We start from the raw sequence: 22,180 nt of genomic DNA, 5'->3' as shown, positions 1-22,180 counted from the left end.
TCCTTATCTGTCACTCAGTGGCCACCATGGCAGGTGTCGCACTCCATGTTGCTGGCGACGCTGTGACCGAAGTCGTCCGCTGGGGTGTGGCAGGCTTTGCACTCAGAGACGGTGTCGCTGAAGGGGTACATGGCCACGACGTCTTCACCGTCCATTGCCTGGTTCAGCATCAGCGCAATCTGGTATGCCAGCGAGGCGGAGAGCTCGGAGCAGCGTTCGCCTTTATCCTTGGCGGTTTTGCCGTTGGCCTTGGCCCAGTTGGTGACCGAGGCGTGGCAAAGCGGGCTATTGGCAATGGTGGGGTCGCCCACCTTGGCAATCAGCTCCTCGGTATTGGCACCGATGCCATCGAGGAAGGCGGTATCGCGGAACGGCAGTACAGTCTCTTCATAGAAGCGGCCGATGGGCATCAGCAGGGTCTTGGCCGGTTCGCCGTTGATGGATAGGAAGTTAAGAAGCATCCCGGCGGCATTAATGTTGCCGCAGATGGTGCCTTCACCGAGGATCCCGCCGTAACCGTATTGCGCCATTGCAGTAGGGATCTGGGCAAACTTGTCGGCATCGGGGCTGTCGGATTGGGCCAGGGTGCTGACGATGCCGTGGAAGACCTGGTACATACAACCGTTACCGGCTTCATAGGCGTTGCGGGCGGCGACCATCGGGTCGATCTTGGCGTAGGCCAGGGATTCACCCAGGCTAAGCTGCCATTGGCCATCAGCATTGGTAACGGCCAGGGCGGGGTGGCTGAGCATCAGGGCACCTGCGGAGGCGCCGGTCATTCCGATGATCTTAGTGATGGCTTGTCTTCTGTCCATAGTGGTCACCTTAGGTTGGCTTTACAAACCCAGCGTGGCTGGGGCTTGAGTTCAGTGTTGGTGACGCAGAGCTGGGAAAGTGTGATCGGTATCACGGTAATCGGCGCCATGGCAGTGGCGCAGCAACGGAGCGGATTTGCTTAATCAAGGGTGTTATTTTTCAGTGACTTAAACTTGTATCTGTGAGGCATCACTGGCAATAATCTCGATTACTGCGATTATTCCGCTGGCTCAAGGGGTTTGCCCTTTGATCTGGCGCAAGGTTGGTGCCGATCCCGGGGTAGCCGTTACCCCATCAGATGGTAAATAGTGGCGGTGAAAAGTGAGAGTCGAGCAGGCAACAGTGAGGTGATGATGAGGCGAGGAGCAGCCGATGCAGTTCGGTGAGGTGCGCTTTGACCGGCAACAGGGCGAGCTGTACCACCAGGGCCGCGACGAGCGCTGGCAGTTGCCACGGGCGGAGTTCCTGGTGCTGACCCAACTGCTGGATCACCCCAATATCCCTTTGAGCAAGGAGCGGCTGCGTTGCGCCGGTGAGGCCAAGCCGGTGATGTCCGGCTCGGCGGTGGTTAAGGCGGTGTTTACCCTGCGCAAGTTCCTCGATAACGAGGCCGAGCGGCTGCAAACCGTTCCCGGTAAGGGTTACTGCTGGGTGCGCGAGGTCGTCAGCAGTGTGCCTGAGTCGTCGCCCCCGAGGGCAAGGCCGCGCTGGCTTGGTGGGGCGGCCGTGGCACTGGCTCTGTTGATGTTGCTGGTTTTCTATTTCAGTGTTCGCCCTACGCCCCTGCCCGAGGTACAGCGGATGGAAACCGTCCAGCTGGCGCAGCAGAGTGTCAGCCTGATCCAGGTGATGCAGTCGGATGTCACCGACCGCCACCTTGCCCCCATTGCTCAGCAGTTGCGCCAGGGCCTCAGCCGCTGCGCACGCTCACCTTGGCACACCTATTACCTGGCCCTGTCCAACGATGGCCAGGTGCTCAACCTGACCCTGCGCGGCGAAGAGGATGGCCTGCCCACCCTGCGCAATCTGAAGATCAGCGATTTTCGCTTGCAGCCCGGGTTTGACCAGGGCGAATGGCTGCGGGAGGTAAAGCTTTGTGAATAGGATAAGCAAAGGGGTTGTGGGGCTGATCCTTGCCGCCGTGCTGCTGGCCTGGGGGCTATGGCACTGGCCCAGGCTGACGACGCCGGATTTGGATATGGTGCTGTCCTGCCGTGGCGAGTTGCTGGAGCTGGATGACCAGGGCGAGGCTGGCCCTCGCTTCCAGGTACTGGCCAACTTCCTGCTGCAGGGTGACCGGGCCTCCATCCTCTACCGCTACTTCAGCGAGCAGGGGGATCCACTGGGGGAGCTGTCGATGCGCGGCCAGATCCTGTCAGAGCAGCACCAGGGCAAACTACTGGCCCTGTCGCTGTCGCAAAGCGCACTGACCCTGGAGGCGGAACAAACCCAGATGCCCCAGCACATGCGCAACATGGCCGCCTTTGGTCAACGCAACCAGGCCCAGGGGGAAACCCACACCATGACCCTGCGTTTTCTGGAACGGGATGAAGAACAGGATGTGGCCATCTTGCTGTTTCTGCCCAATTGCGCCGTGTGCGGCTGCAACATGACCCCCACGGGTTAAGGAGTAGCGCGAGTGCAATGGCGGTAAACGCCATGGCCACCCCGCCCGTTTTGGCAGGCTAGGGCAGCACCTCCATCTTAACCGGGATCAATCCCTCGCTGGGGCTGGCAAGCTGGCTAAAGCCGCGATAGCTAAGATCGATGATGCGGCCGCGAACAAAGGGACCGCGGTCATTAATCCGTACCACGATCTGCTTGCCGTTGTTGAGGTTAGTGACCCGGACCCGGGTGCCAAAGGGCAGGGTCTTGTGGGCGGCGGTCATCGCCTGCTGATCAAAGCGCTCACCATTGGCGGTGGTTCGGCCCTGGTACTTATCAGCGTAGAAGGAGGCTTGGCCCTGCTCTACGGTGCCGGTCCGTCCCTCTCTGAGGGATTGGTCCAGGCTGCTGCAGCCGGTCAGGGTCAGCAGTGCCAGTAGAAAAGCGATACGGATCCGCATGATAAGGGTACCTTCGATGGGTTTACTGAGGATGGGGCGGAGACTATCAGCCGGTGAAGCTGATGTCGCGAATGGGGTTCGCATTTGTGCAGTTGGCACACGGTTAAATAATGGCGGCAGGCCGAGTGGGCCTGCCGCAAGCAGTTGCTACTGAGATACTGAGGCCTGGTCGGGCTAGGGAGCTTTGACCACCTCGCCATCCTTCATCACGAACGTGACCGATTCCATCAGACTGATCTGCTCCAGTGGGTTGCCCTTTACCGCCACCAGATCTGCCAGCTTACCCACCTCCACCGAGCCCAACTCCTGGTCGATGCGCAGCAAGCGGGCACCGCCCATAGTGGCGGACTGGATCGCGGCCATGGCGGGCATGCCTGCCTCGACCATGTAGCCGAACTCGCGGCCATTGAGGCCATGGGGAAACACCCCGGCATCGGTGCCGAAGGCGATGGGCACGCCTGCGGCGTAAGCCTTGGCGAAGGTCTTCTGGATCTGCGGCCCCACCAGGCGCGCCTTGGGCTGAACAATGGCGGGGTATTGATCGGCATGCTCGGCCACCCAGCGACCGGCGGTGATGGTGGGGACATAATAGGTGCCGTGCTGCTTCATCAGCGCCATCACCTCGTCGTCCATAAAGGTGCCGTGTTCAACCGAATGCACCCCGGCCTTCACCGCCCGCTTCATCCCCTCGGCTCCGTGGGCATGCACCGCCACGACAAAGCCGTAGTCCTTGGCCGCGTCCATGATCCCTTCCAGCTCATCGTCCATGAACTGCGGGTTGTGGCCACTCTTGGCCAGGCTCAACACCCCGCCGGTTACCGTCAACTTGATCACGTCAGAGCCCTCCTTGTAGCGCTGGCGCACCGCTTGACGGGCCTGGTAGGGGCCGTTGATCACGCCGCGTTCCGGGGTGGGATCCCCCTCCAGCGTGCGCAGGTGACGGTTGATGCCGTTGGTGGGATCGGCATGGCCACCGGTGGTGGCGATCGACTTACCGGCGGCGTAGATCCGCGGACCCTGGATATGCCCTTCGTTGATGGCATCGCGCATCGCCAGGCTGACGTCACCGCCGAGGTTTCGCACCGTGGTGAAGCCCGCCATCAGGGTGGCCTCGGCGTAGGTGGTGGCACGCAGGGCAAAATAGGCCGGGTCTTTGAAAAAGCCCTCGGTGTAGCTCTCGGCGTTGGTGACCCCATCGACGTGGGTGTGCATGTCCATCAAGCCGGGCATCAGGGTGTAGTCCGACAGGTCGATCAGCTGCTGGCTGGCCTGGGCATCGACAAAGCCGCTTTCGATGGCGACGATGCGGTTGTCTTCCACCACCACCGAGACCCGTTGGCGAGCGGCGTCATTAACGCCGTCGATCAGGCTACCGGCGTGGATCAGGGTCTGCTGGGCCCAGGCCGGGGCGGTCACAACCAGCTGGGCCGCCAGGGCCAGCGCAACGCGAGTTTTCATCTTCTAATCCTTCAGAATGGGGCAAACCCATAACATGCCAGACTCGACACGCAAGCGAAAGTGCTCGAATGAACAGTCACTTAAGGTGACTAATCATCCTCTTGGCTGATGGGGTAAGGCACGATACTGAGGCTCAGATCCCGGTAGCTGCAGCCGGAGGGATCCGGCGAAAAGTGGGTTTGCCCATCGGCTTTGAGGGAGACCAACAGGGCACTGTCCCCGAGGTCGATATGCCCCTGCGCCAGGGTGCCTTGTTGCTGACAGAGTTGCTGGGCCAGTTGATGGATCTGATCGGTATCCAGCTGCACGGATTGCTCGATGGAGGGGCCCGGGTGGGGGCCGGAATTGACCTGACCCAGCTCGACGGCCAGGGTGTCGGCCTGCCACGTAGCCGTGTCCCCGGGGCGCAGGTAGTGGCTGCGCTGCAGCGCGCTTTGCCAAATCCAAACGCCCCCTTGACCCAACACCTGCCAACGGTTGCCGCTCACCTCCAGTGCGGTGTTTTCGTCGACCCCCACGGCGATAGGCACCTGTGTCTGGTTGGCCAGGATGGCCAGGCGCAGCTGTCGACCTCGCTCGGAGAAGTGGGTGTCGGTCAGGCCCGGGATGAACAGGCCCAGTCCACCTTGTGGGTTAAAGGTCAGTTGGTCGCCGGCCAGTCCATCGCAAGCCGGGCCGCCGTCGCAATCCCGGGCCGGTGGCGGTGCATCGACAGGGCCATCGCGCAGGGCGCTGAGGTTGCTGCCATTGCTAATCATCACGCCACTGGCTTGCACCGCGGTACCGGCACTGGTGCCGCCCACCACCAGAGTGCCCTTGGCCACTCGCTGTTTGATCAGCGCAAGCTCCGGGGTATCGCCGCCATCGGGGTGGCGCAGTGCCTGCCAGGTCAGCCACTGATCGCCGCCATTGATGAACAGGCCATCCGCCTGGGCCAGCAGCTCCAGGCCTAACTGCGGCTGTTGGCAGTGAGCCCGTTGAGCCTGGGCCAGCTTTGGGTAGATCCGCTGGCGCTCGGCATTGCCCTGGACCTGCTCTCGGTAGCGGGGCAATTGGTCGCAGGCGCGGTCTCGGCGGGCCGCCTGGACGCTGGCATCCAGCGGCAACCAGCGAACCTGGGCGCCGGCACTGGCAAACAGGCTGAGGTAGAAGTCATGGGCCTCGAAGGGGTCGCGGGCGCTGCTGGTCATCACCAGCAGCAGCGGCGCTTCGCCATCGGCTTTGTCACCCGCTTTGGCGGCCAGCTCGGTGAAGCGGGCGACCAGCTGGGGCGTGTGCGGATCCCGGTTGTACTGCAGCCAGGTGCTTTCCTTGAGCCGTTCGCCCTGGTCATCGAGCTGGGGCGCTTCCAGCCGGTCAAGCAGCAGGTACCACTGCTGATCAGACAGGCTTTGGTACCAGTCGTTGCTGTCGTCCTGCTCGCGCAGGGCCTGCTGCAGCGACGACTTGCTCACGGGGTCGGTTCCCAGCCGCTTGGCGAGCCTTTGCAGCTGCTGAAGTGCCTGTTTAGCGTGCTCAGCCGAGTGCCAGTGATTGGCGGCACTGGCACGGGCCAGATTGTCGTCGCTGAGTGAGAAGCGCAGGCCCGTTCGTGACCCCTCGGCGAGATTGACGGGCAGGGCAGCGGCGTTGCAGGCGGCCAGGTTTTGGCTGGCGCAGCTTTTCATCCCGCCACCGACCAGGAACAGGGTATTAGCCTGGGTCGCACTGAGGGGCGCCACCAGGGCCAGCGACAGCAGCACGGCAGAGCCGAGTTTTGAATGATTATTCACTTACAAATCCATTATGCACAACAGGTTATCGATCTATTACTAGTCGGTAACATGCTATTGACATCAGGGTCAACGAGCAGGTATTCGTTTATAGGCGCTGGTCACCAGACCGGCCTCGTTACCGGATTTCAGGAAGACAGGACGTCATGCTCAAAAACGCCGCGTCACTGTCAAACTACTACTTCGAGAGCTTCTACCTCAGTGAGTGGTTTGACGAATAACCCCAAGTGCTAGGCCCATCGGCTGAACCCAGGTTCAGTCCGCCCGTGCTTGGGGGCGTCAACCATGCCCCCCTTGATAGACCCATTTTGATGGAAGCGGATCCCCGGCGCCCTTGTTGCGTCCGGATCCGACGGTCTTGATGACCGGCTCACAAGGAAGAACTCATGAACAATCCGTTGCTGCTGCTGGCTGCCGCCGGCTTCGCTCTGTCTCCGCTTGCCCAGGCCTTGGCGGCCGAGGAATCCACCCCCGAACGCATCGAGGTGACCGGCTCCCGCATCAAGGGGGTCGATCTGGAGGGTGCTCAGCCCCTGGTCACCATCGATGCGGAGGACATCAAAAGCTCCTCCGCCAACTCGGTGTCGGAGCTGCTGCGTGAGGTCGGCCAGACCCGCGGCGGCACCGGTACGTTCTCCACCTCCGCCTCTGGCGCCCTGTCGGGCAGTTCGCCGGCGGGCCAGGCCGCCGGCTCCCTGCGCGGGCTGGGGGCGTCTTCCACCCTGACCCTGATCAACGGGCGGCGGGTATCGGTCAGCTCCTTTGCCTTTGGCTCGGAGAACTTCGTCGACATTAACGCCATCCCCCTGGCGGCTATTGATCGTATCGAGATCCTGCCTACCGGGGCGTCGGCGCTGTACGGTGCCGATGCGGTAGCCGGGGTGATCAACTACATCCTCAAGAAGGATTACGAGGGCTTTGAGCTCAACGTCAGCTACGGCGACTCCGAAGCCAGCAGCGACGACAGCAAGAAGAACCTCAACCTGGTGTGGGGCAAGAACTTTGGCAACAGCAACCTGACCCTGTTTGCCGACTACTACGACCGCAATGCCACCTACCTGAGGGACCGGGAGCAGACTGCCGAGAGCTTCTTCCCCAGCAAGCAACACGCCTGGGCCAGCTACAATACCCTGTTCTTCGATCTGGCCAAGGACAAGGTGGATCCCAACTGTCCTGACGATATCCGCTTTGACGACCGAGATGCGGACCACCCGGCGGAGCGATTCTTCGAGTACTGTGCCTACAACAGCAACCAGTACCGCCCCTATGAGCCTGCCTTTGAGCAGTGGGGCGCTGGCGCCACCTACAACTACGGCTTCGATAACGGCACCGAATGGTTTACCGAGTTGATGTTCTCCCAGACCAAGGGGCAGGGGGAGTCCAGCTCGGCGCCACTGAATGGCATCGAGGTGCCGTTCTTCGACCCCCGCAATCCGGATCAGCTCCATCCCGCCCTGACCAACGAGGATGGCAGCATCAACCCGATCGGCCAGGCGTTCGTGGACTTCTACGAGGACGCCTTCGGCGGCATCATCGACGACAGCTTCCAGATCTACGGCCGTCTGCCGGACACCCGCCTGGTGGAGAATGAAACCCAGTCCTGGCGTGTGGTGACCGGTTTGCGCGGCGATCTGGGCAGTTGGATCTGGGAGACCGCACTGTCGGCCTCCCGCAGTGAATCGGAACAGCTGGGCAGCGCCGGGATCGCCAGCCGCAGCAAGCTGGAGGCGGCGCTTAATGGCGCGTTGTGCACCGACGGCTCTATCTGTGAGCCCGGCGAGGGGCTGTTGATCAGCCCTTACGATGCCTGGGCCGGTCGCGGCGATGGCGTCAATGACCCCGCCGCCTGGGATCTGATCTACGAACAGGTACCGCGCAACGGTGAGTCGAGCCTCTACAGCTGGGACTTCAACCTGTCCGGCGATCTGGCCCAGTGGCAGGCGGGAGTCATCTCCGCTGCCTTCGGTGGCGAGGTACGTCGGGAAGAGCTGGAGGATATCCCCTCGGAGCTGGCGGAGGGCACCTTTGAGAACGGCTTCCAGCCGGAGGTGATCCGCTTTGGCTCCACCCGGGTGGAGGCGGATCGCACCACCTGGGCGCTGTACGGCGAATTCCAGATCCCGCTGGCCGATAGCCTGGATATGCAGCTGGCCGGCCGTTACGACCACTACAGCGATTTCGGCGGCGACTTCAATCCCAAGGTGGGGCTGCGCTACCGCCCGCTGGACAGCCTGGTGCTGCGGGCCTCCTGGGCCTCCTCCTTCCGTGCCCCCTCGCTGGCCCAGGTGGGCGCCGGGGTGAAGCTCTCCAGCGCCGTGGTGGAGTGTAAGTCCGGCATCGCCGAGGGCTACGCCGACTGCGATGGCGCCTCGGATTTCTCCATCGATACCATTGAGTTCGGTAATGCCGAGCTGCAGGCGGAGGAGGCGGACTCCTACAACGCCGGCTTCGCCCTGAGCCCCACCGACGACATCACCCTGACCCTGGACTACTGGCGCTTCGAGCACGAGCAGCTGGTGGCGGTGGATCCGGAGTTCACCCTGCTGCAGGCGTTGGCGGATCCCAGCCTGCTCTCTTGCGACAGCGTCCCGGCGCAAAACCCACAAGGGGTACCGGTGCGTTGTGACGACAGCGGCAACCCGTTGACGCCGCTGGTGGTGGACGGCGACGTGCACCTGCAGCTGCAAAACCTGGGCACCCAGGAGACCCACGGCCTGGACCTGACCTACAGCCAGGATTTCACCGCGCTGGGGGTAGATTGGACCCTGCTGTCCGACATCACCCACGTGCTCTCCTTCAAGCGGCAGAAGAGCGCCAGCGTCGGTGAGGAGGAGCTGGCGGGCAGCTACCAGTACCCGGAGACCCTGGCCAGTGCCACCCTGCGCTTTGCCCGTAACGACTGGTTTGGCTCGATGACCGCGCTTTACACCAGTGGCTACGAGGACAACGATCTGGACGCCCTCAGTGACTTTGACCTGGAGCGGCTGGGGATCAGCGCGGATCGCGAAGTCCCCTCCTGGACCAAGGTCAATGCCCAGGTCGGCTATGACCTGGGTGAACACCACACCCTGCGCCTGGCGGTGGAGAACCTGTTCGACCGTGATGCGCCGGTGGTCTACGGCAGCAGCCAGAACGTCGATGTGTTCAATCACGACATCCTGGGCCGCTACTACCGCGTCAGCTACACCTACCGCTTCTGAGTGCGGAGCATCAAAGCATGGGGGCTGACCGGCCCCCTTCTTTTGTCTGCCTGAAAGGAGCGGGTGATGAGTGAGCGTGCCGGGCCGGTGATGCCCGATGCCACCGTGCTGTTGTGTTTGATCGGGGTCTTGGCCTGGCTCTGTACCTTTGTGGTGCCGGCGGGCCAGTTTGAGTTAGGCCCGGAGGGTAGCCAGCTGCTGGCGGGGAGTTTCCAGCTGCAGGGGCAGCCCAACCCGATGCCGTTGTTCGCCGAGGACGGTCAAATCGGCTTGGCCAATCTGCTGTTTGAGGGGCTGGTGTCCGGCAGCAAATGGGGCAGTGCCGTCGGTGTGGCGGGCTTTCTGTTGGTGGTGGGCGGCGCCTTTGGGGTGCTGCTGGGCACCGGCAGCATCGATCGCGCGGTACTGGCGGCGGTGGCCCGGGGACGACGTGGTCAGGATCTGTTGCTGCCGCTGCTGTTTGCCTTGTTCTCCTTTGCCGGGGCGGTGTTTGGCATGGGCGAGGAGGCGATCGCCTTTTGCATGATCCTGGTTCCCACCCTGGTGCGGCTGGGCTATGACAGTCTCAGTGCGGTGGCTTGCTGTTACCTGGCCACCCAACTGGGTTTTGCCGCCAGCTGGATGAACCCGTTCAGCGTGGCCATCGCCCAGGGTATTGCCGGGCTACCGCTGCTCAGCGGGGCGTCGCTGCGGATCGGCGTGTGGCTAGGGCTGACCCTGCTGGGGATGGCCTTCGTCTGGCGCCACGGTCGCCGGGTTCGGCTCTCGCCCGAGCGATCCTTGAGCTACCAGGCTGACGCCTATTGGCGCGATCAGGCCGGGGAGGCACAGTCTGAGCCCGTGACCTGGCTGGACAGCACCATCCTGTTGCTGGTGCTAACGGGGCTGGCCTGGGTTTGCTGGGGGGTGATGGCCGAGGGCTACTACCTGCCTCAGATCGCCGCCCAGTTCTTTGCCCTCGCCATGGTGGTTGGGCTGCTGGCCCGGCTGGGCGGGCGCTACGATAGCCTTAACACCTTGTCTCATCGCTTTGTTGAGGGGGCCGCGGCGCTGGTGCCGGCGGTGCTGGTGGTGGCCCTGGCCAAAGGGGTGGTGCTGCTGTTGGGGGGCGATGCGCCGGACAGCCCCTCGGTACTCAATACCCTGCTCAATAGCGCAGCACAGGCCTTGGAGCCGCTCAGTCCAGCGGCTGCGGCGGCGACCATGTTCTGGTTCCAGTCCGGCTTTAACCTGCTGGTCTCCTCCGGCTCCGGCCAGGCGGCGCTGACCATGCCCTTGATGGCGCCGCTGGCGGATCTGCTGGGGTTGAGCCGGCAGCTGTCGGTACTGGCGTTTCAATTGGGGGATGGCCTCACCAACGTGGTGATCCCCACCTCTGCTTCGCTGGTGGGCTGTCTGGGCGTGGCCCGCATTCCCTGGGGCGTTTGGTTGAGATTTGTTGGTCCGCTAATGGGCCTGGTGATGCTGCTGGCCACCCTTGTAGTGATGGCGGCGGCGTTGGGAGGATACCACTGATGTTGACCCTGATCCGAAATGTTGAGGTGTTCGCCCCTGAGCCCATGGGGCGTCAGGATCTGCTGCTGGCTAATGGCCAGATTGAGGCGATGGCACCACAGATCCGATTGACCGGCTCGGTGCCGCTGGAGACGGTGGAGGGCAACGGTCTTATCGCCTGCCCGGGCTTTATCGATTCCCTGGTGCACATCACCGGGGGCGGTGGGGAAGGGGGATTCCATACCCGCACTCCGGCCATGGCCCTGACCGAAGCCACCCTGGCGGGGGTCAGTACCGTGGTGGGGGCGCTGGGGACCGACGCCATCAGCCGCACCCTGCCGGATCTGATCGCCAAGTGTTACGCCCTGCGTCAGTTGGGGCTGGGCTGCTTCTTCTACACCGGTGGCTACCAGGTCCCGGTACGCACCCTGCTGGCGGACGTCAGCGAGGATGTGATGCTGCTGGAGCCCTGTTTGGGTGTCGGGGAGGTGGCCATCGCGGATCACCGCAGCAGTCACCCATCTCCCCAGGAGCTGATCCGCCTGGCCAGCCAGGCGCGCACCGGCGGCCTGCTTTCCGGTAAGGCGGGGGTGGTCTCTATCCATCTGGGCGACGATCCCACGGGACTGGAGTGGCTGCGCCAGAGCGTGGCGCAGAGCAACCTGCCGCTGTCCCAGTTCTATCCCACCCACGTCAATCGCACCGAGGCGGTGTTCCAATCGGCCATTGAGTTTGGCCTGGCGGACGGCTGGCTGGATATCACTGCCAGTACCACGCCGGAGTTGCTGGCCCAGGGGGAGGTGGCGGCGGCCGAGGCGCTGCGGCGTCTGCTCAGCGCCGGGGTGTCGCCTTCGCGGGTCACCCTCAGCTCCGATGGCAACGCCTCGCTGCCCAGTTTTGATGCCGATGGCCGCTACCAGGGTCTGCAGGTGGGGCGGGTGGCCAGCTTGCACCAGGCGGTAGTGGCAGCCCATGAGCTGGGCGTGCCGCTTGAGCAGGTGTTGGCCTGTGTTAGTCGCAATCCTGCTACCGTGTTGGGCTTGGCTGATCGCGGCCGGTTGGCGCCGGGGTTGCGCGCTGACCTGTTGTTGCTGGAGCGGGACAGTCTGGCGGTGCAGGCGTTGTGGTGTGGCGGCAAGGCGATGGTGCAACAGGGCCGGGCGCTGGTCACCGAGCCGTTTTAGCCTGGCCGGTGCTGACTCCAATCCAGCCGCGCCAGCGCTGATTGAAACAGGTCATCCAGTGGCGCCTCAATGACCAGCGAGGCCTTGCTAACCGGGTGAGTTAACTGCAGTTGCTGACAATGCAGCAGCATCCGGTTGATGCCGAAGTGATCGCGAAAGTAGTGGTAGTGACGGTTCTTGCCGTAGCGGGTATCGCACAGGATAGGATGGCCCAGATGGCGCAGGTGCCGGCGGATCTGGTGTTTGCGCCCTGTCAGCGGCTCACAGCACACCAGCGAATAGCGTGAGCTGGGGTACTTATCGATGGCGATGGCCAGCTCGGCCTGGGCCAGGCAGGTAAAGCGGGTTTGGGCCGGCTTCTCCGGGCCCGGTGTCCAGTTGGGATCGAAACGATCCCGCGGCGGTGCCAACGGCAGATCCAGCAGGGTGTCCTGCAGATGGCCGCGGACCACCGCCAGGTAGCGCTTGTTCACCTCACCCCACTGCTTGACCAGCCGGGAGGCGGTATCGCTGTCCAGGGCAAACAGCAGCACCCCGGAGGTGGCTTTATCCAGTCGGTGAACCGGGTAGAGGGTTTGGCCGATCTGGTCCCGCAGCTGCTGCAGAATGGGGTGGCGTCCGTGGCTGGCCCGCTCCCCCCGGTGCACCAGTGTCCCTGCCGGTTTGTTGATGGCGACAAGGTGGGCGTCTTGGTAGAGGATGGTTAGGGGCATGGTGGTCTCCGTGAATCTCTGGCGATCCTACTCGCTCCCTCGGCAAGGGGCCAGTAAGGCGCTGGCTCAACTGGCCAGGAAATGACCAGGCGGGTGTGATCCCGCTCCAACGCTGACACGCTGACGTGTAAACCCGGCCGGGCTTTGGCCATACTGGTGGGGTATCCATTAGTGAGAAACAGCGATGGCATTAAGCGGTAAGTGGTTGAAAAAGGTGTTAGAGGATGGGGTGCTGGAGGAGGGCCTGCTCGGCGCGATGAAGCCGGAGCTCAAACCGATGCAGCCCCACCTGGATGACGCCAAGAGCGCTTTGCGCCAGGAGTTGGCGGAAACCGGGATCCTGCCGGAAGACCCCACCGAAGCGCTGCCACTGTTTCTCGATCAACTGGTGGCGGCGCTGCTGCAGGCGCCCAAGAGCCAGGCCCGCTACCTGCTTTCCGAGTTGGCCAACCTGGTACCTGAGCTGTTGTCGCTGCACCCCAGGTTGGGTGGCCTTATCGGCCTGGCCCGGGCTATGGGGGTGGATCTGCCCAGTCGCGGCCATCAGCAGCGTGCCACCGCTGCTAGCCTCAACACCCTGCTGGGGGGCAATGCCTGGAGCCGGGCGATGGCCAATGGCGGCCAGGCCCTGCTCAGTAGCCAGCAGGCCCGCCGCCTGGACCAGGACAACGCCCGCAGCTACGAGTCGTTGACGGAACTGCAGCGTCAGGCCGTCGATCTGGCCACCCTGATCAAGACCCAGCTGGCGTCGGAGCAGGAAGCGCAAGCGATCCGCTTGGCCTGCCAACAGTTGAGCGAGGTATTGGCTCAGCCGGAACTGGCCGAAGGGCTGCTGCCCCAGTATCAACAGGCGTTGGATCAATTGGTGTGCCAGGGGGTTCCCGTATGGCCAGAGAGCAGCGACCAGTAACCCCACTGGGCAACCTGTGGCAGGCCCTGCCCAGTGCGCTGGAGCAGGAGGTGTTCGATACCCTGCTGGAGACCGGACAGGTGAAGATCGAGCGGATCCTGTCCCAGGGCCAGAGCAGCCCGGAGTCCGGCTGGTACGATCAGGACCAGGACGAGTGGGTACTGTTACTCAAAGGGGCAGCGGTGCTGGCGTTTGATGATGGCCAAGAGGTGCGGCTGGCACCGGGGGATCATCTGCTGATCCCCGCCCACTGCCGCCATCGGGTCGTCTGGACCGATCCGGATCATCAGTCGGTCTGGATTGCGGTGTTCTTTGCCGATGTTGAAACGGCAGGGGGCGATCCCAGCTTGTTGAGGAAAGGGGATTAAAGCAGATCGGCGAACAGCAGGCGCTCTTCGTCCATGGTCAGCTCGTCCATCACACCGTCGTAGGCGGACAACGCGTAGTTCATCTTGTTGAGGTAGCGGTTGGCCGCGGCCTGGCCTCGCTCCGGCTGACGTCGCAGGGTACCCGGGCCGACGTTGTAGTGGCTCAGGGCGCAGGCGTAGGGGGCACTGTCATCCCTGCAGAACTGCTCCTGGTAATGCTTCAGCACCAGGCCGGCACACAGCACATTGGTGCGCGGCTCGTGCACATCCCCACAGGCTTCTTCCCACAGGCGCGGCATGATCTGGGCCGGGCCGACGGCACCCACCACAGACACCGCCTGGTCACGGAAGTGGCTTTCGGTGTGGATCAATGCGGCCAGCAGCTCACGGGGCACGCCGGAGTAGGACGCCGATTCGATGATGTAGGCACTGTAGCGCTGCGCCGTGGTCTCATCCAGGCGGTAGGCGCTCTGCAGCCGGGCTGCATACTCCATCACCTCTTTATCGAAGCGCTGTTCACTGGCGTCAAAAGTCGGCAGGGCCAGGGTCTGGCGCTCGGGTTGCTGCTCTTTGCTGGCGCATTGCCAGGAGGCGGTCAGGATCAACAAACACCCCGCCGTGGTCAGGCCGGTGACTTTGTTCTGTTGTAAAAATTCACGAGTCAGAAGCATGGCGCGGAGTATGCCATTGTTTTGACACACTGTCTCTGAGTCGAGTGCAAATGATGTGAGAAATTACCCTGACTTATCTGTAACTTGTGCATTCCATAACGGGATTTAACCAGGTGTTAACCTGTCTTACCGGACGGTAGCTGGTCCAATCAGTGGGATTCATCTGCCAGGGAATTGGCGGCGTCGACCACCTCGAGCCAGCCTGGAGTCTTCTGATGATGCTGGTGATAGAGCCGCTGGGCCTTGCCCGGATGCTGGCGCACCCAGTCGCACAAACCCTGGAACGCCGGGCTGTGGAGGAAGTCGCCGCCGCTGACCGGCTCGTTGGGGGCGGTGCGCATCGGCAGGCCGAAGTGGGTGGCCAGCTCCAGTACCTGGGATTCGTCCAGAGGGGTTAAGGGGATCGCCTGGTGGGGGCTGACCAAGCGCCAACCGGGATCCATCGGGTCGCCGTAATGCAGCGCCGCTTCGCCGATGGCGAGGCTGCTGCCACCGAGCTGCTTGATGTGGGGGCCGTCCTGACTGAGCATGCCTTCAAACTGCATCTCGCCCAGATCGACCAAGTAAAAACGCATGGACATACGTCAACGCCTCCATGCCACCATAGTTACAGTGTAACAGCTCCAGGCCTGGGCGAGCGCGGGTCAATGTTAGGAGCGCTGGGGCTGAGGCTGGGACGTGGCCAACAGGCTTTGTAGCAGCAACGCCATGGTGACGCACTGGTAGAGGATGCCGGAAAGGCTGCCCAGGGTAACGGAGAGGGTCAGGTTCAAGGCGTTACACAGCAGCAACCCCCAGCGCAGGGCCCGGCCCTGAACCTGGAACAGCAGCACGCTGGAGAGCACGGCGGCAGCCACCACGCACCACTCGCTCCAATGGCTTGCCATTAGTGCCCCCTGCACCAGGGCAGCGACGGCGAAGCCCAAGGCCAGGCTCCAATGGCGCCAGTGCTGGGCCAGGGCGAAGCGACCGGCGTTGACCAGCTGATTGGTCATCCCCAACGGGCTGCCCAACAGGCCCAGGTGCAAAGCGGTGAGGCCGGCAGCCACCAGGTTGCCGCGCAGCAGGCGCTGATCGTCGCGCTGGGCATTGGCCCACCAGCCGACCAGCATCGAGAAGGCCCCCAGCCCCTGCGCCCACCACCAGATTGTGCTTGCCTGCTCTAACACCCACCGACTCCAAGGAAAAATTCAGAGGCGGTATTGTCGATAAATTCACCAGCCTGTCCGTGATCTGGGTTGGATGCTTATGACTCAACAGCCTGGGAGTCGGCTTTTGTGAACCACAGCAGGGCAGCGCAAGGACTCGGCCATTCTGGCTCACAAAAAAAGCCGCCTCGGGGGCGGCTTTTTGCTTGGGCATGGCAGCGCGTTCAGTCGAACATCAGCGCCGCGACCTGCTCGTAGCGACTGGCAAAGTGGGCGGTCATCCCCTCCTTGACGTAGTCCGGCAGCTCTTCGAAGTCGCCCCGATTGGCCTCCGGCAGGATCACCTCAAAGATCTTCTGCCGCTTGGCGCTGATCACCTTCTCACGAATGCCGCCCACCGCCATCACCTGGCCAGTCAGGCTGAGCTCGCCGGTCATCGCCACCCCTTTGCGTGGCGCTTTATCCAGCGCCAGCGACAGCAGGGCGGTGGCCATGGTGACCCCGGCACTGGGGCCATCCTTGGGCGTGGCGCCATCGGGCACATGCAGGTGCAGGTTGGCCTTGGCAAAGTAGTCCGGCTCGGCGCCATAGCGGGCCAGGCTGCCACCCTCGGCAATGCCGGCGGCCACATAGTCGTGGGCGATACCGGCGGACTCCTTCATCACCTCCCCGAGCTGACCGGACAGCACCAGGCCACGGCTTTGCTGGTGGACCCGGCGGGCCTCAACCGGCAGGGTGGCGCCGCCCATGGAGGTCCAGGCCAGACCGGTGACAATGCCCACCCCAGCCATCAGATCGTCGGGTTTGAAGCGGGGCATGCCCAGCATCGGCTCCACCTCTTTGTGGCCGATGCTGGCTTTCTGTTCGCCGCGCTCCAGCAGCCCGACCACGGATTTGCGCACCAGCTTGGCCAGTTGCTTATCCAGTGCCCGCACGCCGGCCTCACGGGCGTAGCCGTCGATCACCTTGCGTAGGGCCGCATCGCTGATCCGCAGCTGGCTGCGCTTAAGCCCGGCCTTGGTCAGCTGCCGCGGCCACAGGTGGTGCTTGGCGATGGCCAGTTTCTCTTCCGCCAGGTAGCCAGAGAGACGGATCACGTCCATCCGATCCAGCAGCGGACCGGGGATGCTGTCCAGGGTGTTGGCGGTACAGACGAACAGCGCCTTGGACAGGTCCAGTCGCTCATCCAGGTAGTGGTCGAGGAAGCCAACGTTCTGCTCCGGATCCAGGGTCTCCAGCAGTGCCGAGGCGGGATCGCCCTGGTAGCTGCTGCCCATCTTGTCGATCTCATCGAGCATGATTACCGGGTTCATCACCTCGGATTCCTTCAGCGCCTGCACCAGCTTGCCGGGCATGGCGCCGATGTAGGTGCGGCGGTGACCTTTGATCTCCGCCTCGTCACGCATGCCGCCGACACTAAAGCGGTAGAAGGGACGACCCAGACACTCGGCAATGGACTTGCCGATGGAGGTTTTACCCACCCCCGGCGGGCCGACCAGCAGGATAATGGAGCCGCCGATCTCGCCCTTGAAGCTGCCCACAGCGAGAAACTCCAGGATCCGATCCTTGACGTCATCCAGGCCGTCGTGGTGCTTGTTGAGCACCTTGCGCGCCTTGGCCAGGTCCAGGCTGTCCTGGGCGAAGATCCCCCAGGGCACCTGGGTCAGCCAATCCAGGTAGTTGCGGGTGACGGCGTATTCCGGCGAGCCGGTTTCCAGCACCGACAGCTTTTGCAGCTCCTCGGTAAAACGCTTTTCCACCGCTTCGGACAGGGTCTTGCCCTTCATCCGCTGGCGGAACTCGTCGGCATCGGCGGTCTTGTCGTCCTTGGAGACCCCCAGCTCGCGCTGGATCACCTTGAGCTGCTCGCGCAGGAAGAACTCCCGCTCGCGCTTCTCCAGCTTCTGGTTCACCTGCTCGCTGATCTCGGAGTGCAGTTTGGCCGCATCCAGCTCCTTTTTCAGCAGCGCCAGTACCTTCTGCATCCGCGGCAGCAGGCTGACGGTGTCCAGCACCGCCTGCAGATCCGCCACCGGCGCGGTGGTGATGGCAGCACCAAAGTCGGTCAGTGCCGAGGGCTCGTTGGGGCCAAACCGCTCCAGGTAGTGCTTGAGCTCCTCGGAGTAGAGCGGGTTGAGCGGCACCAGCTCACGCAGGGTGCTGATCAGGGCGATGGCGTAGGCCTTCACCTCTTTGCTCTCCGGATGCTCCTCGATGGGGTAGCTCAGCTCCGCCATGTAGGGCTGGCTGTGGTTAAGCCAACGCAGGATCTGAGCCCGCTCCACCCCTTCAGCGACAAACTGGTACTGGCCGTCCTCGGTTTTATTGATCTGGTGAACCCGCACCACGCAGCCGGTCTTAGCCAGCTTATCGAGATCAAGCTGACCCTCTGCGGCGTCCTCTTGCAGGGTGTGAAACAGCACCATCATCTTGTGGCTGCTTTGCTCCACCGCTTCCAGGGTGGCCTGCCAGGCACCGCCCTTGACCGCCACCGGCATCACCTGGGCGGGGAAGAAGGGGCGGTTTTGCAGCGGCATGATCGGCAGGGCGTCCGGCTTTTTCGGCAGGGCGGGCAGCAGTTCGCTGGTGCTGTCGCCGTCGCCATCGATATCCAGGTGCCAGTTGGCACTGAACTCGTTGATCGGGTGTTGGCTCATTCGGACCGTCGTGAGTTGTTAGAACATGCCCCTTAGATGGGGGAGGGGGGGATGAAATTCAAGGGCAGGGCGGTCAGCCCGGGACAACGCCCTGGGTTTTAAAAGAATCACTTGGTTTTTCTGATACCTGCCCCCATCCAAAAGAAACCGGCCGATGGCGGTGAGAATTTGGCCGAAATCTCGGTCTAACAGAAGGAGCAGCGTGTGCAGGAGGCCCCATGGTGACCCAATCGAAACAGACCAATCCCTTAGCGCAGGCGCTGGGTCGGGTCTCGCTGTTCATGCTCTGGCTCTGGATCATCTGGGCGTCGGCCTGGGCCTGGAGCGTTGACCTGTCGCCTCTGGGAATTGAGCCAAGAACCCTGTCTGGGCTGGTGGGCGTGCTGTTTGCCCCGCTGGTTCATGGCTCTGCCGCGCACCTGGCCGGCAACAGCATCGGCCTGCTGATCCTCGGCACCGCGCTGTGGTACGGCTACCCCAACAGCCGCTGGTGGGTGCTCGGCCTGGTGTGGCTGCTGGGCGGTATTGGGGTTTGGCTGTTTGCCCGTCCCAGTGTCCATTTTGGCGCCAGCGGCCTGACCCATGGCGTGTTTTTCTACCTGTTTCTGATCAGCATCCTGCGTCGGGATAAGCGCTCCATTGCGCTGATGATGATCGCCTTCTTTATGTTCGGTGGGATGATCTACAGCGTCTTCCCCCGGGAGCCGGGGATCTCCTACGAAAGCCATCTGGCCGGTGCCCTGGTGGGGCTGGCTTGTGCCGTTGCGTTTCGCCGTTGGGATCCCATGCCCCAGGAGACGCGCTACCAGTGGGAGGGCGAGGAGGATGAAGACGACCTGATTGGTGACGAGTGGCAACAGGGGGGCGCCCGGTCGATGGGTGCGGAGGTGCTGCGTTTCCCTATCGATCCCGAGACCCCGGGCCGGTTGGAGCAACGGGGCCCACCGTCGTCGGATAGGCGCTTGTAGCCGAGGCGCTAGGCCGATTCGCTGAGCCGATGCTCCTGTTGCAGTTGTGCCAACAGGGCCTGGGCCAGCCCCTCCAGTTTGGCTAGCTGCGCCTGGGTCCGTGCCAGCGCCTCCGGTGCCTGATTGGGTGACCACTGCCACTGGGCCCCGGCCAGGTCGCAGCGCTTGGCCAGTTTTTCCACCCCCAGATCGCTCAAGGTAAAGCTCAGCTCGGTCCACAGGGTGGCCAGGGTTTGCTGTTGCTCGGGGGAGATGCTGGGTTGCTGCAGCCAGATGCGGGTCTGGCGTGAGGCCAGGATCACCTGGCGCAGCGCGGCGATGGACTCCTGCCGGCGTGACTGCTTGGCACGGCGCAGGTTCACCAGCCAACTGGCGGCGTGCTTGCTCAGCTCCCACAGGGAAACGGTGGTGATGATCTCGATCATGGCAGGATCCTGGCCCGGTCTGGCCTCCATTCTGGCAACCCTGCCACTGAAATTCAAAGAGTTACAACCGATTCGCTGGGTCGACCGGGCGGGAGTGGGATTTCGGCGCCGCAGGCTGGTAGACTGGCGCTTCCAAAGGTTAGGAGAGTACTGAGTGCGTTACGCCCTGTTTATTTTGATGCTGAGTGTGTTGCCGTTGCGCGCGGCCATCTACTCGGCACCTCAGGAAGACACCCGCTTGTTGGGTTTTGCCATGGAGCATCGCGTCGAAGAGGGGCAATCCCTGGACGACATCGCCCAGCAGTACGACATGGGATTGCTGGCGTTGATTGCCGCCAACCCGGAGGTCGACCCGCTGCTGCCGACGCCAGGCAGTGTGATCAAACTGCCCTCACAGATGCTGCTGCCGGACGTACCGCGCAGCGGGGTGGTGGTGAACATCGCCGAGTTGCGGCTTTACTACTTCGATAACGCCCGTGCTCGGGTTCATGTCTACCCCATTGGCATCGGCGTGGTAGGGCGGGAAACGCCCATTGGCACCACCCGCATCAGCCAGATGCGCAAGGACCCGACCTGGACGCCGACCGCCACCACCCGACGTAAGTGGCTGGAAGAGAACGGTGAAGCACTGCCCAAGGTGGTACCACCTGGGCCGGACAACCCACTGGGTCACCGGGCGCTGCGACTGGGCTTTGGCAACGGTGAGTACCTGATCCACGGCACCAACCAGGACTTCGGTATCGGCATGCGGGTGTCCGCTGGCTGTATCCGTCTGCGTCCGGCGGACATCGAACACCTGTACGACATGGTGCGGGTGGGTGAGCCGGTCACCATCATCAATGAGCCGATTAAGCTGGCGGAAGAGGCAGACGGTTGGTTTATCGAGGTGCACGAGCCGCTGTCGGACCAGGTGGAACTGGATCGGGACGATAAAGAGCTGGTGGTCTCCAAGGCGCTTCAGCAGCAGCTTGAGGCCCTGAGCCCGGACCCGGCCAAACTGGAGCGGGCGTTGCAGAAGCAATCCGGCTTGCCCCAGCGCCTGCAGTAAGGCGTGTGGCTGCCGGGACAACCGGCACCCTCAAAGAAGGCTCCATGAAAAAAGGCTCCCACTTGGGAGCCTTTTTGCGTATCAGCTTCGCAGTTACTTCTTGCGATAGCCAGATGCCATGTTGTCGATGCGGGCATTGGCGCGCTCAGCTTCTTGCTGTGCTTCCATTGCAGCGCTCTTGGTGGCATTGATGTTGGAATTCATCTCTGAGTGCTGAGCGCTCAGGCTACCAACCTGGTTGGACAGGTCGTCCACCTTGTTAGACAGTTCAGAAACCTGGGCTTCCAGGTCTGCAGTATTCGCACAACCAAACAGCAGGCCACTCATGGCCAAACCGACCAACAGTTTTGCTTTCATATCCTCTCCTTAAATCGGTGCGGCAACGTAAGCGAGTGAGATTACCTGCACATCGCAAGAAAGTGTTGCGCCGTCAAGTATGGCATAAAAAATAGCCGTCACAAGGGTCGCACATGAGATAAGTCTTTGCCAACAAAAACTTTTGCGGCGATATAGGCTTAACCGGTTGGATTTTTGGGGGGCGTCATCGCCCCCATGGTATGAGAGATGGCGTCAGGGTCAGGCGTGAGGAGGAATCACGTACATCGCCACGGCAACGCAATGGCAGGCGGCGCCGCCAAGCACAAACAGGTGCCAGATGGCGTGGGTGTAGGGCAGTCGTTTGGCTGCATAGAACACCGTGCCCAGGCTGTAGCTCAGACCGCCGGCCAGTAGCAGGTAAAAGCCGGGGCGGGGCAGAACCTGGTAAAGCTGCCACACCACCACCAGGGCGGCCCAGCCCATCACCAGGTAGGTGGCCAGCGCCAGCGCTTTAAAGCGGTGGACAAAAAACGCCTTGAACATCACCCCCGCCAACGCCATCAGCCAGATCACCATTAGCAGGCCATTGGACACGGTATTGTCCAGGGCGATCATCATAAAGGGGGTGTAGCTGCCAGCGATCAGCAGGTAGATGGCGCAGTGATCCAGCTTCTTAAACACCGCCTTGGCACCGGGGTGATGCAGGCTGTGGTAGAGGGTGGAGCAGAGAAACAGCAGGATCATGGTGCCGCCGTAAACACTGATGGCGGCGATCTCCACCGGGTCTAACACCGGCAGCGCCTTGGTCAGCATCAGGGTGAGCCCGACAATAGCGGCGGCGACGCCGAGGCCATGGGTGACTGCGTTGGCGATCTCTTCGCCGAGAGAGTAGGCCTGGGTGGACATGCGCTTTCCTTCTACGTTCTTAGTTCAAGCCCCGCCATCCTAGCAGTAGCCAAGTTCG

Annotated in this window: 21 protein-coding genes; 9 read left to right on the top strand and 12 right to left on the bottom strand. The window is 62.7% G+C overall.

Features of this window, described 5'->3' with window-relative positions:
• Positions 1-14: 14 nt before the first annotated feature.
• Positions 15-815 (bottom strand): cytochrome C, encoded by an 801-nt coding sequence (locus BUC04_RS02995; protein ID WP_067658449.1) that lies wholly within the window; start codon positions 813-815, stop codon positions 15-17.
• A gap of 373 nt (positions 816-1,188) precedes the next feature.
• On the opposite strand from BUC04_RS02995, the gene BUC04_RS02990 reads away from it, so the two are divergent.
• Entirely contained in the window at positions 1,189-1,920 is a 732-nt protein-coding gene (locus BUC04_RS02990) for a winged helix-turn-helix domain-containing protein (RefSeq protein WP_067658446.1), read from the top strand.
• 16 nt (positions 1,921-1,936) lie between these two features.
• Positions 1,937-2,443 (top strand): hypothetical protein, encoded by a 507-nt coding sequence (locus BUC04_RS02985; RefSeq protein ID WP_067658443.1) that lies wholly within the window; start codon positions 1,937-1,939, stop codon positions 2,441-2,443.
• A 58-nt stretch (positions 2,444-2,501) separates the two neighbouring features.
• On the opposite strand, the gene BUC04_RS02980 is transcribed toward BUC04_RS02985, so the two are convergent.
• From BUC04_RS02980 to BUC04_RS02970, 3 genes are all read right to left on the bottom strand, one after another.
• Positions 2,502-2,882 carry a septal ring lytic transglycosylase RlpA family protein gene (locus BUC04_RS02980; protein WP_067658440.1) on the bottom strand — a complete coding sequence of 127 codons (381 nt, stop codon included), beginning with the start codon at positions 2,880-2,882 and terminating at the stop codon, positions 2,502-2,504.
• 174 nt (positions 2,883-3,056) lie between these two features.
• Positions 3,057-4,340, bottom strand: coding sequence for a metal-dependent hydrolase family protein (locus tag BUC04_RS02975; RefSeq protein WP_067658437.1), 1,284 nt, complete (start codon positions 4,338-4,340; stop codon positions 3,057-3,059).
• 89 nt (positions 4,341-4,429) lie between these two features.
• The gene (locus BUC04_RS02970; protein ID WP_067658434.1) at positions 4,430-6,112 is read right to left on the bottom strand and encodes a cyanophycinase; all 1,683 of its coding nucleotides are present in this window, start codon (positions 6,110-6,112) and stop codon (positions 4,430-4,432) included.
• A 386-nt stretch (positions 6,113-6,498) separates the two neighbouring features.
• Between BUC04_RS02970 and BUC04_RS02965 the strand changes: the two genes are divergently transcribed.
• The 3 genes from BUC04_RS02965 (at position 6,499) to iadA (ending at position 11,990) form a co-directional block, all read left to right on the top strand.
• Positions 6,499-9,312: a TonB-dependent receptor domain-containing protein gene (locus BUC04_RS02965; RefSeq protein WP_067658431.1), complete on the top strand. Its 2,814-nt coding sequence runs from the start codon at positions 6,499-6,501 to the stop codon at positions 9,310-9,312.
• Between the two features lie 66 nt (positions 9,313-9,378).
• A complete protein-coding gene (gene yfcC, locus BUC04_RS02960) occupies positions 9,379-10,827 on the top strand; it encodes a putative basic amino acid antiporter YfcC (protein ID WP_067658428.1) in 1,449 nt (482 codons plus the stop codon).
• Positions 10,827-11,990, top strand: a complete 1,164-nt coding sequence (gene iadA, locus BUC04_RS02955; RefSeq protein WP_067658425.1) for a beta-aspartyl-peptidase — start codon at positions 10,827-10,829, stop codon at positions 11,988-11,990. Before yfcC ends, iadA begins: the two co-directional genes overlap by 1 nt.
• Here iadA and BUC04_RS02950 read toward each other — a convergent pair.
• Positions 11,987-12,703: a pseudouridine synthase gene (locus BUC04_RS02950; RefSeq protein WP_067658422.1), complete on the bottom strand. Its 717-nt coding sequence runs from the start codon at positions 12,701-12,703 to the stop codon at positions 11,987-11,989. The two genes, iadA and BUC04_RS02950, sit on opposite strands and share 4 nt — an antisense overlap.
• 205 nt (positions 12,704-12,908) lie before the next feature.
• Here BUC04_RS02950 and BUC04_RS02945 point away from each other — a divergent pair, with 205 nt between their 5' ends.
• On the top strand, positions 12,909-13,613 hold the full coding sequence (locus BUC04_RS02945) for a hypothetical protein (RefSeq protein ID WP_143165510.1): 705 nt from the start codon (positions 12,909-12,911) through the stop codon (positions 13,611-13,613).
• Positions 13,589-13,981: a cupin domain-containing protein gene (locus BUC04_RS02940; protein ID WP_067658416.1), complete on the top strand. Its 393-nt coding sequence runs from the start codon at positions 13,589-13,591 to the stop codon at positions 13,979-13,981. The genes BUC04_RS02945 and BUC04_RS02940 overlap by 25 nt, the downstream gene beginning before the upstream one ends.
• On the opposite strand, the gene BUC04_RS02935 is transcribed toward BUC04_RS02940, so the two are convergent.
• The 4 genes from BUC04_RS02935 to lon all read right to left on the bottom strand — a co-directional run bounded on the left by BUC04_RS02935 (position 13,978) and on the right by lon (position 18,457).
• Positions 13,978-14,652, bottom strand: a complete 675-nt coding sequence (locus BUC04_RS02935) for a transglycosylase SLT domain-containing protein (protein WP_067658413.1) — start codon at positions 14,650-14,652, stop codon at positions 13,978-13,980. The genes BUC04_RS02940 and BUC04_RS02935 overlap by 4 nt on opposite strands.
• Before the next feature lie 149 nt (positions 14,653-14,801).
• Complete coding sequence (locus tag BUC04_RS02930) at positions 14,802-15,233, bottom strand: hypothetical protein (RefSeq protein WP_067658410.1); 432 nt, start codon at positions 15,231-15,233, stop codon at positions 14,802-14,804.
• Between the two features lie 69 nt (positions 15,234-15,302).
• Positions 15,303-15,821 (bottom strand): YgjV family protein, encoded by a 519-nt coding sequence (locus BUC04_RS02925; protein WP_067658407.1) that lies wholly within the window; start codon positions 15,819-15,821, stop codon positions 15,303-15,305.
• 203 nt (positions 15,822-16,024) lie between these two features.
• Positions 16,025-18,457, bottom strand: a complete 2,433-nt coding sequence (gene lon, locus BUC04_RS02920; protein WP_067658404.1) for an endopeptidase La — start codon at positions 18,455-18,457, stop codon at positions 16,025-16,027.
• A gap of 218 nt (positions 18,458-18,675) precedes the next feature.
• Here lon and BUC04_RS02915 point away from each other — a divergent pair, with 218 nt between their 5' ends.
• A complete protein-coding gene (locus tag BUC04_RS02915; RefSeq protein ID WP_073325551.1) occupies positions 18,676-19,425 on the top strand; it encodes a rhomboid family intramembrane serine protease in 750 nt (249 codons plus the stop codon).
• A gap of 8 nt (positions 19,426-19,433) precedes the next feature.
• Here the strand turns inward: BUC04_RS02915 and BUC04_RS02910 are convergent, their stop codons facing one another.
• Complete coding sequence (locus BUC04_RS02910) at positions 19,434-19,850, bottom strand: hypothetical protein (protein ID WP_067658401.1); 417 nt, start codon at positions 19,848-19,850, stop codon at positions 19,434-19,436.
• Between the two features lie 154 nt (positions 19,851-20,004).
• Here BUC04_RS02910 and BUC04_RS02905 point away from each other — a divergent pair, with 154 nt between their 5' ends.
• On the top strand, positions 20,005-20,898 hold the full coding sequence (locus BUC04_RS02905; RefSeq protein ID WP_234977306.1) for a L,D-transpeptidase family protein: 894 nt from the start codon (positions 20,005-20,007) through the stop codon (positions 20,896-20,898).
• A 93-nt stretch (positions 20,899-20,991) separates the two neighbouring features.
• Here BUC04_RS02905 and BUC04_RS02900 read toward each other — a convergent pair whose 3' ends face one another.
• Positions 20,992-21,255: an Lpp/OprI family alanine-zipper lipoprotein gene (locus tag BUC04_RS02900; protein ID WP_067658398.1), complete on the bottom strand. Its 264-nt coding sequence runs from the start codon at positions 21,253-21,255 to the stop codon at positions 20,992-20,994.
• Between the two features lie 219 nt (positions 21,256-21,474).
• The gene (gene trhA / locus BUC04_RS02895) at positions 21,475-22,122 is read right to left on the bottom strand and encodes a PAQR family membrane homeostasis protein TrhA (RefSeq protein WP_067658395.1); all 648 of its coding nucleotides are present in this window, start codon (positions 22,120-22,122) and stop codon (positions 21,475-21,477) included.
• Positions 22,123-22,180 lie beyond the last annotated feature (58 nt).

This window comes from Ferrimonas marina, assembly GCF_900129905.1.
GTDB classification, from domain to species: Bacteria; Pseudomonadota; Gammaproteobacteria; order Enterobacterales; family Shewanellaceae; genus Ferrimonas; species Ferrimonas marina.
This window is presented reverse-complemented; position numbering and strand designations above follow the sequence as displayed.